Raw genomic sequence first — 14,077 nt, 5'->3', positions numbered from 1 at the left:
GGGCGCGCCGTTCAGGCCCGCTTGGCAGGCTTGCGGCCGCCGCCCAGGCTGCGCTTGAGCAGATCAGTCAGATCCACCACGTTGCCCGAGGCCTCTGCCGGCGCTTCTTCCAGCGGCTCCACCGACTGCGCTTCCCCGGCCTTGACCTTGCGGTCGATGAGGGTTCGGATGGCGACGGCGAACTCGTCCTGATAGTGGTGCGGCTCAAAGTCCGCGGTCATCTCCTCGATCAGTTGTCGGGCCATCTTCAGCTCATTCGGCTTGATGCCGTTGGCATTGACCCCTTCCGCCGGCAGGTCCAGGTCTTCGGCGGGGCGGATTTCGCTGGCCCAGCGCATCAGGCCGACCATGAGGCAGGGCCCGGCAGGCAGCAGCGCGGCCAGATGCTCCTTGCTGTGGATGACCAGCCGCGCCACCGCGATCAACCCGGCCTGCGACATCGCCTCCCGCAGCAGTGCATACACCTTGGCGGTCTTGCCGACCGGGGCGAGGTAATACGGCCGTTCCAGATACACAAAGGAGATCTGGTCCGCCGGCACAAAGGTCTCGATGGCGATGGTCTGTGTGGTGGCCGGATAAGCCTGGCGGATCTCGTCATCGCTCAGCACGACGTAATCCCCGTTCTCCTGCTTCACCCCTTTGACGATCTGCTCCTTGTCGATCTCCCGGCCGGTGCGCTTGTTGATGCGCTTGTAGCCGACGGGGTCGAGGGTGCGCTTGTCCAGCCAGTCGAAGTCCACCGACTCATCCCGGGTGGCGGGGTACAGCGCCACCGGCACATGCACCAGGCCAAAGCTGATGGCGCCTTTCCAGATGGCCCGTCGGGGGGCGGGTGCGGCGTCCGGCGCGGTGGCTGAAGCGGAGGATTTCGAGGAACGAGGCGATCGGCCCTTGGTGCCTGTCCCCGCTGACCTGGATGGGGCCGCGGACTTGGACGCCACGGACCTTCCACGCCTCGCAGCGCCTGGCGCGGCCTTCCCTTTCGCGCGCTGGCTCGGTGTCGCGTCATCGTCCTTCGCTGCATCGGCGGCGCCGCCTTGTCTGGCGGTGGTCCTGGGGGCTTTGGACGTCTGGGTCGTCTTGCTGTCCGACGAGGTTCGGGCACGGGAGGTAGGCATGGGTCAAGGGCTCCATCACGGCCGGTGCTGGCTGCACCGGCTGCCCTCCTCTGGCAATTCCCGCTCCCCTGCAAGCTCTTACAGTAGCTCCACGGTACCGGTATCCCCACAATGGGCTGGCCCAGGGAGACAACGCCAGACGCAACCGATCACAAGGGCACACGGACGGCGATCCGGTCCGTACAACCGCGTGATCCACCCTCTTTCACCCTGCTCGCCCCCCTGCGCGGGACGAAGCAGCGGCCGACAGCCTTCATGAATCGGAGAGACGGGTCCTGACGACCCCTCGCGATGACCCGCTGTACTTGATGTACCCGCTGTACCGGCTGTGCCGGATGCACCGGATGCATCGGATGCGGACGCCACCTCGGTGGCCCCTCCAGCCGTTTCCCCGGGTGAACCTTCATCCTCTTTTTAAGGGAAAACCATGAACCGATTGATTGAACGTGTGTCGTTCGGCGCGCTGCCGCATGCCGCCTCCGCCCTCATTGCCCTGATCGCCATGATGGCGCTGTTCCTGGCCACGCCGGCCCATGCCGCGCCTGGGGTGCGCTCGGTGCCGAGCTGTACCAAGGTCAATGTGAGCTCGACGATTGAAGTGGCCGCCGGCGCCACCTGGGATGGCACCGCCATCTATGGCAAGTGGGTCTGCCTGGTGGGCACCGCTTCCAACATGAAGGGCACCCAGAGCGAGAGCCAGATTCCGATGTTCAAGCTGAACAACGGCGCCACGGTGAAGAACGTCGTCATTGGGGACGGATCGCTGGGCAGCGGCACCAACCTTGCCGCCGGCGGCGCGGACGGCGTGCACTGCTACGGCCAGTGCAACATCACCAATGTCTACTGGGCCGACGTGGGCGAGGACGCTGCCACCGCCATCAAGCTCAGTGGGGTCACCAGCAAGCTGACCATTTCCGGCGGCGCCGCCTTCAAGGCCGCGGACAAGGTGTTCCAGCACAACGGCGACGGCACGGTGGTCATCTCTGACTTCTACGTGGACAACGTGGGCAAGCTCTACCGCTCCTGTGGCAATTGCTCCACCCAGTACGCCCGCAAGGTGACCGTCTCCGGCGTGCGCATCGGCACCGTGAATGTGGCGGTGGTGGGGGTGAACAGCAGCTACGACAGCAAGTCCGGCATCTCCGGCAAGTATGACGTGGCGACGATTTCGGACCTCGTGTATTCGGGCTCCAAGACCAAGTGTGACACCTATGTCGGCACCGGCAAGGGCAGCGAGCCTGGCAAGGACACGAACAGCAGCAACATTGCGCGGGCCTGCATTTTCAAGTGAGGCACCGGGGGCACCCGCCTTCGGGAGGGTGCCTGGCAGGCCCCCCCCCGGGGTGGCTCATCCACCGTGCGAGGACCCATGCGACAGACCTTTTCGACCGACGGCTCGATGACCCCGCTCGCTCGGCACCGACCGGGTCGTCCGGGCCTGCACGCCACGAAACGGTGGCGGGGTCTGCGCGGCGTGCTGGCCGTGTTCACAGCGTTCTGCTTGACGGTGATGGTAGGGGTCATTGGGAACTGGCAGAGCGCCACGGCCCCACCCGCCGATGCAGCCGGTGCCGCAGCCCCAGACCCCTGGCGCCACCTGGCCGCAGCCACCGCACAGGCCGAACTCAGCCGCCCTGCAGCCGATGCCGACGCAGTGGACGCCTCATTGGAGAAATGGCAGGCACAGCTTGCCGCGATGCTGGGCCCGTCGCCCGAGCGTGCCTGGCAGCAGGCACTGGCGTGGGCAGCACGGCGTCCGGCCTGGGCGCAGGCGCTGGTGGAGCCTCTGCTGGAGCCGCTGTGGCAGCGCAGGATGTTTGAGGGGATGCTCCAGGGGCTCGATGAGACGCCCGGTCTGGAGGCTTCGCTACGCGGGGCATGGACCGATGCAACGGTCGCGCGCTGGACCGACATCGCCCCGACGCAGGCAGCCCTCTGGGCCGCGAAGCGGATGGCAGCCTCGGCTGCGGCTGGGGCTGAAGCTGCGGCTGGAGAGAGCGCCGCCGCGGAGAGTGGATCAGGCCCGAGTGACGGTACTCGACCGGCCGCTGGTGGCACCCATCTGCTGGCTGTGGTCAATGATCGCTGGGCGAATCAGGATGCCCGGTCCGCCACCGTGTTCGCCAGTACCCTGCCCCCGGCCATCGGTCGGCCCTTGCTAACCGAGTCGCTCAATCGCTGGCTGGCACTGGATGGCTCGGCCGCGCGGACGTGGATCCGGTCACAAGGGGCCAGTCCGGCCCTGGATGCCTCCATCGCCCAGCATGCGACGCAGGACGAACTGGCCCGCCAGTCGCCGCAGGAAGCGGTGGATCTGGTGCATCGCATTGCCGATCCGTCACTGCGCCAGCAAGCCCAGTGGGCGTTGGCAAGGACCTTCCGGGACATTGATCCTACGCAGGAGGTGTGGCAGACACAGGCGCTGGCGGGTGGCGCCGCGCTTCCCGACGAAGACACACAAGCCCAGGCGTCAGGCTCAGACTCAGGACTGCCATGAAGCGGCCATGATGCGGCCGCAAGGGACCGTCCAGCGCCCCTGAAGCCAGCCGCGCCGGGCGACGTCAGCTGAAGAGGCGCCGGGCGACCGGTGTTCCGGCCGCCAGATCCCGCGCGGCCAGTGCCTTGTAGAGCGCGTCCAGTTCCTGCCCGATGGCCTGGAACGCATGCAGGTTGAGCACCTGCCCACGGTCGTCGCAGATGTCCGCCTCAAAGTCCCGCGCCAGATGCCGCGCCGATTCCTGCCAGATCGCAAACGGCTCCTGCGCTTCCGGCGTCTGCAGCACGTCCAGCGCCAGCGTCAGCTCCCGCAGGGACGAGGTCTGCGGATCATCCGCCAGCGCCGCCTGCGCATCGAACTGCAGGGCCAGCACCGGCGGTGCGCCATCATCGGGCGACGGCATCACCAGCCGCCCCGGGATCGATCCCGGCACAAAGCCATGGCGCAGAGCGCCCTGCTGCACGAAGCCCAGCGTCCAGGCCGCGCCCTTGGCCCGCAGACGGATGGCCAGTTGGGCATCATGGCTGGCCGCAAACTGGTCCAGCTCGCGGGCGCGGGCCACCACGTCCAGCATGTCCGGGAATTCCACCATCGCACCCAGGCCGTCAGCGAACCCCTGCACCTTCTGGATGAACTCCGAATATTCGATTTCGTTCAGCGCCCCGCTGCGGTTGGCCATCTGCAGGCCCGCCTGGAACTCCGAATACCGCTGACCCGGTTGCGGCAGCTCCCAATCGCCGGTGGCCGCATTCAGCCCCTCGATCTGGAACGGCTTGGTCCCCGCCCGGCGGCTGCCCGGCAGGTGGGACAAGGCCATCTCGCCGCTCACCGGCGCTTCGGGCGTCACCGTCGCCAGGGCGTCGATCAGCGCATCAATGCGGGTGGACGTCTTGCGGACCCGGGCCACGGCCGGAACCGTCTCGTCGAGGGTGCGCAGGTCGGGCAGCGGGTCGGCGGGCATGCCGTCCGCCGCCGCAGCGCCACCGCCCCCTGCGAGGCTCGGCTCATGGCGGTCCGAGGAGGCGGCCTTGGAAGCGCCCTTGGGGGCGGCACGTTTGGGGCCGGCGCGCCGAGCGCTCCACCAGCCCTGGGCAAGCACGCCTACCAGCACCACGCCGCCCAGGGCGGCCAGCATGGCGGTAAGGCTCCAGTCGGTCGTCATGGCGTCATTGTCTCCGTCTCCCGGGGCGCTGCCGGCGATTCCTCGCCCGGTCGCTGCGGCGCGCCGCCTGGGACATGATGGTCTGTCAAGGCTTACTGCTCCGCCATGGCCAGCGCGGACTCCATGTCCACCGCCACGATCCGGGACACCCCTTGTTCCTGCATCGTCACCCCGATCAGCTGCTTGGCCATTTCCATGGCAATCTTGTTGTGGGAGATGAAGAGGAACTGCGTCACCTTGCTCATTTCCGCCACCAGCCGGGCATAACGCTCGGTGTTGGCGTCGTCCAGCGGCGCGTCCACCTCGTCCAGCAGGCAGAACGGCGCAGGATTCAACTGGAAGATGGCAAACACCAGCGCAATCGCGGTCAGGGCCTTTTCGCCGCCGGACAGCAGGTGGATGGTGCTGTTCTTCTTGCCGGGCGGCTGGGCCATGACCTGCACGCCGGCATCCAGGATTTCGTCGCCGGTCATGACCAGCTTGGCCTGGCCGCCGCCGAAGAGGCTGGGGAACATCCGCCCGAAATGCTCATTGACCTGGTGGAACGTCGTCCCCAGCAGGTCGCGAGTTTCCAGGTCGATCTTGTGGATGGCGTCTTCCAGCGTCGTGATGGCGGAGGTCAGGTCGGCATATTGCGCATCGAGGAAGGTCTTGCGCTCGCGCGCTGCGCCCAGTTCGTCCAGCGCCGCCAGATTGACGGCCCCCAGCGCCGCGATCTCGCGGTTGATGCGGTCGATCTCGCCCTGCAGTCCGTAAAGCTTGACGCCGCCGTCTTCGACGGTCTTGGCCAGTGCTTCCAGGTCTACATTCGCGGCGACCAGCTGTTCCATGAACTGCTGCCCGCCGAGCGCGGCGGCCTGTTCGTCCAGTTGCAGCCGGGTGATGCGTTCGCGCATCGGCTCCAGGGCGCGCTCGATGCCCAGGCGCTGCTCTTCGCCGCGCTTGAGGCGCAGGCTCAGGTCGTCGTAGGCGGCGCGCACCGTGGCCAGCGCGGCTTCGCGCTCCACCTTCAGCGCCAGCGCATCCTGCAGGCCGGCCTGGGCGGCCGCGTCATCGAGTTCCTCGCGCTCGCGGCCCATGTTCTGGATGGTCTGCTCGTTGACCTGCACCTGCTGGCGCGAGGTCTCGATGCTGCGCTGCAGTTCACCGCGCTTGGCCGCCAGCGCCCGGGCGCTGAACACCGCCTCCTGGGCCCGGCGCTCCAGCACCCGCTGCTGCTCCCGGGCTTCGGTGAGCTTGCGTTCGGCCTGGATGACGGCTTCGTCCAGCTCGGCATGACGCTCCTGGGTCGTGGCCAGTTGCAGGTCCAGCTCCTCGAAGCGGGCCTCGCCTTCCATGCGGCGCTCCATCAGGCCTTCCTGCTGGGCGTCGATGTCGGCCAGTTCTTCGTCCAGCTGGGTGCGGCGGGACATCGCCGCTTCGGTCTGCTGCGTCAGGCGCAGCAGTTCAACCTGCAGCTGATGGGCACGCGACTGGGTGTCGGTGGCTTCCCGACGCAGCACCGCCAGGCGCTGGGCTGCATCGGTGTAAGCCGCTTCGGCGCGGATGGCCTGGGCGCGGGCTTCGTCGCTGATCAGGGTCTGGGCGCGCTGCTCCAGGGCCAGTTGCTCGATCTCCTGCGCGCGGGCGAGCAGGCCGGCGGTTTCGCTGTCGGCGGCATAGAAGCTGACCGCGAACTGGCTGACCGCATGGCCTTCGCGGGTCATGATGACCTCGCCATGGCTCAGCTTCGGCCGGTCGGCCAGCGCCTGGGCAATGGACTCCGCCGTGTAGATGCCTTCCAGCCAGTCATTCATCAGGGCGCGCAGGCCCGGTGATTCCAGCTTGAGCAGGTCGGTGAGCGGTGTGAGCGCCCGATGGGTGTTGCTGATCTCGCTCTGGGGTGCGGCGTAAAACGCCAGCCGGGCCGGGGGCGGGTCTTGCACGAAGGCCTGCACCGTCTCCAGGCGGCCGACGGACAAGGCGCCCATGCGCTCGCGCAGCGCCGCTTCCAGGGCGTTTTCCCATCCCTGCGTGATGTGCAGCTGGGTCCACAGGCCTTGCAGGTCCTGCAGACCGTGACGGGCCAGCCAGGGCTTGAGTTTGCCTTCCGTCTGCACCTTCTCCTGCAGGGCGCGCAGGGCGGCGAGACGGGCGGCGATGTCGGTCAGGCGCGCGGCCTGGGCTTGCGCCTCCTGCTGGGCGGACTGGCGCTGCTCGTCGGCCTGCGGCACGGCTTCAGCCAGTTCGGACAGGCGGGCGTCGGCAATGGCCTGCTGCTCATCGGCGGCAGCGCTCAGTCGCCGGACTTCGTCCAGCTTCTCATGCTGCGGCGCGGCCAGACCCTGGCGTTCCTGCGCCAGCCGGTCGCGGCGTCCGCGCAGACCGCGGAGCTGCTCATCGACGCTTCGGCTTTCCGCGGCCAGCACCTGGATCTGCTGCTGCACCTGGGCGACCTGACTGCGCTGTTCATTGGCGCGACTCTGCGCGGCGCGCAGCTGGTCTTCGACCTCGGGCAGCTTCATCGCCTGGTCTTCGGCCTGGGCCGCCAGGATCTCACTCTGCTCTTCCGCCTGGGCGATCTGCCCGGCCACCTCATCCAGCTCGGCCTGGGCCTGCTCGGCGCGTTCCTGCCACTGCTGGTTCTGCGTCTGCAGTTCCACCAGCCGCTGCTCCAGCCGCTGGCGGCCTTCCACCACATAGCGGATGCGTTCTTCCAGCCGGCTCACTTCCAGCTGGGCTTCCGCCATGCGGCCCTGCGCCGCATGCAGGTCGTCGCCCGAGGCATAGTGGGCCTGCCGGACGGTTTCCAGCTCGGCCTCGAGGTGACGCAGCTCGGCCATGCGGGCTTCGAGCGCATTCACCGCCTCGGCATGTTCGGTCTTGACGCGGGTGGCTTCGCCGGAGGCATCGCGATGCTTCAGGAACCAGAGCTGGTGCAGCTTCAGGGTGCCCTGGTCCTGCAGCGAGCGATAGCTGGCGGCGATCTCGGCCTGGCGCTCCAGCTTGTCAAGGTTGCTGTTGAGCTCGCGGAGGATGTCCTCCACCCGGGTCATGTTTTCGCGGGTGTCCTTGAGGCGGTTTTCCGTCTCTCGGCGGCGTTCCTTGTATTTGGAAACCCCGGCGGCCTCCTCCAGGAACATGCGCAGCTCTTCCGGCTTGGACTCGATGATCCGGCTGATGGTGCCCTGGCCGATGATGGCGTAGGCCCGCGGGCCCAGGCCCGTGCCCAGGAACACGTCCTGCACGTCCCGGCGACGCACCGGCTGATTGTTGATGAAGTAGCTGCTGGTGCCGTCGCGGGTCAGCACCCGCTTGACCGCGATTTCGGAAAACTGGTTCCACTGGCCGCCGGCGCGGGCGCTGGCATTGTCAAAGACCAGCTCCACGCTGGACCGGCTGGCCGGCTTGCGGTTGCCCGAGCCGTTGAAGATCACGTCCTGCATGGATTCCCCACGCAGTTCGCTGGCCTTGCTTTCGCCCAGCACCCAGCGGACGGCATCCATGATGTTGGACTTGCCGCAACCGTTGGGTCCGACGACGCCCACCAGTTGCCCGGGCAACTGGAAGTTGGTCGGGTCGGCGAAGGACTTGAAGCCCGAGAGCTTGATCGAGTTCAGTCGCATCGGGGTTGGAGAGCTGCCTAAGCCTTTGATTTGATTGTGGAAACGCCCCTTGACGGGGCGCTTGTTTCGCGCCGGATGATACCATCGCCCCCTGTCACCACCGGCCACGCCTGTGGGCCGCATTTTTCTCCGAACAAGATCCCGAACCCACCATGGCCAAGACTGCTTCCGCCAAGACTTCCGCGCCCGTTGCCAAGACTGGCGCCAAGAACACCGACAAGACCACTGCCAAGCGCGCCTCCGGCAAGCCGGCTGCCCAGCCCAAGATGCGCGAGATGCCGCCCAACCCGCCGAGCGCACCGAGCAAGGAGATCCACGTCTTCCCCAACCCCGCACCGGAGCGTGACTATGTCATCCAGTTCCAGGTGCCCGAGTTCACCTGCCACTGCCCACTGACCGGCCAGCCCGACTTCGCGCATTTCACCATCGACATGATTGCCGATGAATATTGCGTCGAGCTCAAGAGCCTGAAGATGTACTTCTGGAGCTACCGCAACGAGGGTGCGTTCCATGAGAAGGTGACCAACACCATCCTGGACGACATCGTGAAGGTGACGAATCCGCGCTATATCCGCATCACCGCCAAGTGGTATGTGCGGGGCGGCATCTACACCAACGTGGTGGCGGAACACCGCAAGAAGGGCTGGAAGCCGCTGCCGGCGGTGGACATCCCGTCGCACAGCTTCGAATCCGGGCTGCTGCGCTGATTGCAGCCATGAACGCGCGGCCGCCTTCAGCCCAGTGTGCGGAGACGGCCGCGCGGCGTTCGTCGATGTCGGAACTGAGGCGGGCCGATGGCGCTGCGCTTTGATCCCCGACACACCGACGTGGCGGTGGCGCTGCGGCGCAGCCGCATTGACGGCTATGGCGTGTTTGCCCAGCAGCCGATCCGCGCGGGGCAGCGGCTGGGTCAGTTGACCGGTGAGTCGATCACCGTGGCGGAGGCGCGCCGTCGCGCCCAGGGCGGCGGACGGCTGATGCTGGTGGAGCTTTCACCGGCACGCGCCATCGACGCCAGCCGCTCGCAGGACGCGCTACGCTTCACCAACCACAGTTGCGAGCCCAATGCCCGCATCCAGGTGGAGGACGGTGAAGTGCAGTTCCTGGCGCTGCGGGACATTGCCGACGGCGAGGAACTCACCGTCGATTACGGCCTTACCCATCATGAAGGGCGGCTGCCCTGCCAGTGCGGCGCACCGGGGTGTCGTCACTGGCTCTGAGGGGTCGGCCTCCACCGGCCGCAGGGACGCAGCGCCCCGCCACCCGGCTCCCAAACCTTTTGGAAACGCCGACCGTGAAGCCGGTCAGAACGGCCAGGCCGGCTGACCCGCCTCCACATCCAGCCACTGGCCGGTCGCCAGCTGGTTGTGTTTGCCCGCCGGCAGTGCATAGAAGCTGCGGGACGCCATCGGCAGGTTGAGGTCGGCCACCGAGCCCAGCGCCGTGTCACTCAGCGGCAAGCCATACATCCAGAACACCTTGCGCAGATCCTGCCCGATGATGCGGGAGCTCAGCACATACAGCAGCTCATGGTTGGTGATGGTGTTGGTGGTGTAACGCCCCATGCCGTAGCTGGCCGCCGTCGCCGTGGTGAACGACTTGGCCACCAGCCGGTCGCCCTTGGTCAGCAGGCCGAAGAAGTCCATCGTGCTGTCCAGCGTCGGCTGGTTCAGGCCGCTGCGGGTCTTGCTGAACAGGAAGGCCAGCTGGAAGTGCACCGCGCGCATGATGTCCTGCGAGCTGTCGTTCCAGATGCGGCGCGTCTGGTCGGCCACCAGCGCATCTCCGCTCAGGCCGGAGGCCCGGTTGGCCTTGATGGCGGCATACAGGCCCGCATGGTCCAGCGGATGGCCGCTGCTGATCTCCAGGCCCAGCATGGCGTAGGCCCGCAGGGCGGTGGCGCTGGCCAGGATGTTGTTGTCGCACTCGGTGCTGCAACCGGTGGTGCCGTCCGGCACGATGCGCATCACGCGCTGCACCGTGTTGTGACCCAGTTCGTGGGCGTAGCCCCAACCCAGGCCGATACCGGCATAGCCGTCGATCGGGTTGCCCGAGCAGAGGTAGCCGCAGGTGGCGATCCAGCCCACGAAATGCTGCACCGACGGCGTGTCGTGCAGGGGGCCGGTGCACGTCCAGCTAAAGGTGCCGCACAGGCTGCTCACCTTGGCGCTCATGCCGGCATCGTTGTAGCCGTTGGCCAGATGGTTGCTCATGAACAGGCCATCCTTGATGTGCGTGTTCGCATAGACCGAGGGCGACAGCGTGCCGATGGTGCTCTTCGCATAGGCCATGATCTGCTGGATCTCGCCGCCCACCACCTTGGTCGTCTGCCAGCCGTAGGTGCCGGCATTGAGGGCCGCGACCGCATCGGCGATGTCACTCTCGCTCATGGCGGTGGTGTAGTCGAAGTGGGCATAACGGATCACACCCTTGATGCGCAGGGTGACCACACTGCCGGCCGTCGCGCCGCTGTAGCTGAGCATCAGCGGGCCGCCGTTGGGCGACACGAAGGCGGTCGCGCCGGCGGTGTTCAGCGGAATATTGAAGGAATGCGGACGCAGCGGGCGGGCATAGGTGTCGCCCTCCTCCGTCAGCGGATTGCCCCAGGTGCGCAGCAGGCTGGTCTGCAGGCCCAGCGTGGCACCGGCCGCATCCACCACTTCCACCTGCACCCCCCGGGCGGGCAGCGCGCCTCGACCGATCAGGGTGGTGCCGCCGGACTGCGGCAGCGTGATGCGCAGCTCTTCCGCCGTGGTGCTGGGGGTCAGCGTCTGGGCGCTCGCGGGCATGTAATCGCCCTGCCCGGCCGTGGCGGCCTTGGCGCTGCTGCGGGCGAACCACTGGAAGGCGTCGACCGCATAGGTGCGCAGGAAGGCGGCCGCATTGCTGCGGCTGACCTTGCCGTAAGTCAGGCCCGGACGCTGCTGGTCCGCCCACAGCACCAGCAGGCGATGCAGCAGGAAACGGGGGTCGTCGTTGAAGATGGCCTGGCCGGTGCTTTGCAGATTGCCGAGCTCGGCCAGCAGGTCCCGGAACGGCGTCAGGGCGGACGCATCCGTCTTCAGGTCCACCGCCGGGGCACTGGCCTGCAGCAACTTCAGCGACGCCGGCAATTCACTCAGCGTGGTCTTGGCGCCGAGCACATCCGCCACGGTGCGGGTGCCGGAGACCGACACGCCTGCCGCAGGCGCGAAGTAATTGCCCGGATAACCGCCCATCTTCATGCCCAGGCCCGCCAGCACCTGCGAGCCGCCCGCCGACTGGACCCAGTTCGGATGCATGTAGACCACCGCCTTGCCGCCCGCCAGGTAGCTGCGGATCAGCGCCGTCAAACCGCTGGACGTCGGCACGCTGCCGCCCAGGACGATCAGGTCGGCGCTGGTCCAGCAGGTATTGGCCGGATCGGCCACGGCGCAGTCCAGGGCCTCCGCCGTGCTGCCAGCGCGAGTGAGGAAGTTCTTGACGGTGCTGGCGCTGTAGCCGGCGGTGGCAATCTTCAGCGTGGCCGGCAGGGTGCCGGTGCCGCTGCCGGTCACCAGCCAGCGGATCTGGCGCAGGAACAGCGGATAGTGCTGCTGCTCCTTGGTGGTGGCGGACATCCATTGCAGCACGTCCGCGCCGTAGGCCAGACCGCGGCCCTTGCCGTCCACCACCACGGCGGCCAGCGGGGTGCCGTTGTCCGACTTGATGCTGGACACCGCAGTCGTGGAGCTCAGCGGCAGGATGCTGACGCTGTTCGTGCCGACGTTGAGCGTCAAGTCCAGCGGCGTGGCGGTGTCGCCATACAGCGCCGACAGGACTGCGGATTCCGACTGCCGGCGGCTGGTCGCTTCGGCAATGGCCCGCTCCAGCAGCGTGGCGGTGTCGGTATCGGCCAGGCCGGCGGGATCGCCGGACGTGAGCGCCGCGGCAATGCGCACGTCCCCCGGGTTGGATGTGCCCGTGCCGGGGCCGCCGCCGCCATCTGGCCCGGTGCCGCCGGAGGTTCCGCCGCCACTGCCCGATCCACCGCCACACCCCACCAGGATCATCACCAGGGCCGCGATCAGCAGTCGGGCCTTCATGGCGGTAAAGGGAAGCGCGGACAGCGTGCGCTGTCGCATCAGCAGTGCGTGGGTGCCCAGGGGTCGTCTCGTCGGTGTCATGGCGCGGGGCCCGTGCGTCAGGCGCGGGCTGGCTTTTTAGAATGGACGGGACTGTGGGCGATGGGCGTTTCATCGTCGTTTCATGGCCGTTTCTTACAAGCGCCGGCCGCGCGGAGACCCGCTCCCCAGGGGCGGACACCCGCACGGCGCGGGCAACCCATGGTTGCCGATTGAAGGAAGCCGGGAGGGTCAGGGGCCGCCCGGAACCGCTCGGCGCAGGGCTTCGGCCCACTATGATTCGATGATCACTGACACCCCAGCAGCTATGTCGACCACCACCCCGGTCAACCCCCGCCTGGCGCTCCTGAACCCCTACCCGTTCGAACGCCTGCGCGCGCTGACGCAAGACATCGTCCCGAATCCGTCCCTGACCCATATCTCCCTGGGGCTGGGCGAGCCTCGCCATCCGGCCCCGAAGCTGGTGGAAGAGGCCTTGATGGCCAACCTCAAGGGGCTGTCCAACTATCCCAGCACGCTGGGCACGCCGGCGCTGCGGAATTCCATCGCCGGATGGATCCAGCGCCGGTACGGCCTGACGGTCGACCCGGCCACGCAGATCCTGCCGGTGATCGGATCGCGGGAAGCTTTGTTCTCGCTGGCCCAGGTCGTCATCGATCCGACCCGGCCGGGGGCGACCGTCGTCTGCCCCAATCCGTTCTATCAGATCTACGAAGGCGCGGCCCTGCTGGCCGGCGCCACGCCCGCCTTTGCCAACTCCGACCCGGCCCGGAATTTCGCGGCGGACTGGTCGCAGATCGACGAAGCCACCTGGGCACGGACGCAACTGCTGTATGTCTGCTCTCCGGGCAATCCGACCGGCGCGGTGATGCCGCTGTCCGAGTGGGAAACGCTGTTCGAGCTGAGTGACCGCCACGGCTTCGTCATTGCCTCGGATGAATGCTATTCGGAGATCTACTTCCGCGAGGGCCCCGACGCGGCGCCGCTGTCCGGCCTGCAGGCCGCGGTGCAACTGGGCCGGCCGGACTTCCGCAACCTGATCGCTCTGAGCAGCCTGTCCAAGCGTTCCAACGTGCCCGGCATGCGCTCCGGCTTTGTGGCGGGGGATGCCGCCTGGATCAAGCGCTTCCTGCTCTACCGCACCTACCATGGCAGCGCGATGAGCCCGATGGTGCAGGCCGCCAGCGTGGCCGCCTGGAACGACGAAGCCCATGTGGTGGAGAACCGCGCGCAATACCGGGCCAAGTTTGCCGCCGTGACGCCGCTGCTGGCGCAGGTGCTGGACGTGGCCCTGCCCGATGCCGGTTTCTACCTCTGGGTGGGCGTGCCGGACGGCGACGACATCGGCTTCGCCCAGGGACTGCTCGCTCAATACAATGTGGGCGTGCTGCCCGGCAGCCTGCTGGCGCGTGAGGCCCACGGCATCAATCCGGGTGCCGGCCGGGTGCGGCTGGCGCTGGTGGCCGAGCAGGCGGAATGCCTGGAAGCGGCTGAGCGCATCGTGGCCTACACCCGCAGCCGGTTCCCGGACGCGCGCGGGCCCGGCGCGCGCTGAGCGTCTCGCCCGCCCCGGTTCCGGATTTCTTCTTCAG

General features: G+C 67.6%; 9 protein-coding genes. 5 read left to right on the top strand and 4 right to left on the bottom strand.

Annotated features, from left to right (window positions below):
• Positions 1-11: 11 nt before the first annotated feature.
• Positions 12-815 carry a non-homologous end joining protein Ku gene (gene ku / locus FHS28_RS01680; RefSeq protein ID WP_445677838.1) on the bottom strand — a complete coding sequence of 268 codons (804 nt, stop codon included), beginning with the start codon at positions 813-815 and terminating at the stop codon, positions 12-14.
• 730 nt (positions 816-1,545) lie between these two features.
• Between ku and FHS28_RS01675 the strand changes: the two genes are divergently transcribed.
• Both FHS28_RS01675 and FHS28_RS01670 read left to right on the top strand, forming a co-directional pair.
• On the top strand, positions 1,546-2,409 hold the full coding sequence (locus tag FHS28_RS01675; RefSeq protein WP_221193664.1) for a pectate lyase: 864 nt from the start codon (positions 1,546-1,548) through the stop codon (positions 2,407-2,409).
• Between the two features lie 78 nt (positions 2,410-2,487).
• On the top strand, positions 2,488-3,615 hold the full coding sequence (locus FHS28_RS01670; protein ID WP_088449385.1) for a hypothetical protein: 1,128 nt from the start codon (positions 2,488-2,490) through the stop codon (positions 3,613-3,615).
• Between the two features lie 64 nt (positions 3,616-3,679).
• On the opposite strand, the gene FHS28_RS01665 is transcribed toward FHS28_RS01670, so the two are convergent.
• Together FHS28_RS01665 and smc are read right to left on the bottom strand one after the other, a co-directional pair.
• Complete coding sequence (locus FHS28_RS01665) at positions 3,680-4,777, bottom strand: cell division protein FtsZ (RefSeq protein WP_088449386.1); 1,098 nt, start codon at positions 4,775-4,777, stop codon at positions 3,680-3,682.
• A 92-nt stretch (positions 4,778-4,869) separates the two neighbouring features.
• Positions 4,870-8,382: a chromosome segregation protein SMC gene (gene smc, locus FHS28_RS01660; RefSeq protein ID WP_088449387.1), complete on the bottom strand. Its 3,513-nt coding sequence runs from the start codon at positions 8,380-8,382 to the stop codon at positions 4,870-4,872.
• Positions 8,383-8,657: 275 nt separating this feature from the next.
• On the opposite strand from smc, the gene queF reads away from it, so the two are divergent.
• On the top strand, positions 8,658-9,089 hold the full coding sequence (queF, locus tag FHS28_RS01655) for a preQ(1) synthase (protein WP_088449752.1): 432 nt from the start codon (positions 8,658-8,660) through the stop codon (positions 9,087-9,089).
• Between the two features lie 87 nt (positions 9,090-9,176).
• The gene (locus FHS28_RS01650) at positions 9,177-9,602 is read left to right on the top strand and encodes an SET domain-containing protein (RefSeq protein WP_088449388.1); all 426 of its coding nucleotides are present in this window, start codon (positions 9,177-9,179) and stop codon (positions 9,600-9,602) included.
• A gap of 84 nt (positions 9,603-9,686) precedes the next feature.
• Here the strand turns inward: FHS28_RS01650 and FHS28_RS01645 are convergent, their stop codons facing one another.
• Positions 9,687-12,527 carry an ImpA family metalloprotease gene (locus FHS28_RS01645; RefSeq protein WP_184293989.1) on the bottom strand — a complete coding sequence of 947 codons (2,841 nt, stop codon included), beginning with the start codon at positions 12,525-12,527 and terminating at the stop codon, positions 9,687-9,689.
• A 265-nt stretch (positions 12,528-12,792) separates the two neighbouring features.
• Between FHS28_RS01645 and dapC the strand changes: the two genes are divergently transcribed.
• Positions 12,793-14,040, top strand: coding sequence for a succinyldiaminopimelate transaminase (gene dapC, locus FHS28_RS01640; RefSeq protein WP_088449390.1), 1,248 nt, complete (start codon positions 12,793-12,795; stop codon positions 14,038-14,040).
• The last annotated feature ends 37 nt before the right edge of the window (positions 14,041-14,077 follow it).

The organism is Roseateles terrae, assembly GCF_014192155.1.
Lineage (GTDB): Bacteria > Pseudomonadota > Gammaproteobacteria > Burkholderiales > Burkholderiaceae_C > Roseateles > Roseateles terrae.
This window is presented reverse-complemented; position numbering and strand designations above follow the sequence as displayed.

What these genes read in the sequence shown, in the direction of transcription:
- FHS28_RS01645 (WP_184293989.1), bottom strand. Translation starts at nt 12,527, where the DNA reads ATGACACCGACGAGACGACCCCTGGGCACCCACGCACTGCTGATGCGA.
- queF (WP_088449752.1), top strand. Translation starts at nt 8,658, where the DNA reads ATGCCGCCCAACCCGCCGAGCGCACCGAGCAAGGAGATCCACGTCTTC.
- FHS28_RS01665 (WP_088449386.1), bottom strand. Translation starts at nt 4,777, where the DNA reads ATGACGACCGACTGGAGCCTTACCGCCATGCTGGCCGCCCTGGGCGGC.
- FHS28_RS01670 (WP_088449385.1), top strand. Translation starts at nt 2,488, where the DNA reads ATGCGACAGACCTTTTCGACCGACGGCTCGATGACCCCGCTCGCTCGG.
- dapC (WP_088449390.1), top strand. Translation starts at nt 12,793, where the DNA reads ATGTCGACCACCACCCCGGTCAACCCCCGCCTGGCGCTCCTGAACCCC.
- FHS28_RS01650 (WP_088449388.1), top strand. Translation starts at nt 9,177, where the DNA reads ATGGCGCTGCGCTTTGATCCCCGACACACCGACGTGGCGGTGGCGCTG.
- FHS28_RS01675 (WP_221193664.1), top strand. Translation starts at nt 1,546, where the DNA reads ATGAACCGATTGATTGAACGTGTGTCGTTCGGCGCGCTGCCGCATGCC.
- smc (WP_088449387.1), bottom strand. Translation starts at nt 8,382, where the DNA reads ATGCGACTGAACTCGATCAAGCTCTCGGGCTTCAAGTCCTTCGCCGAC.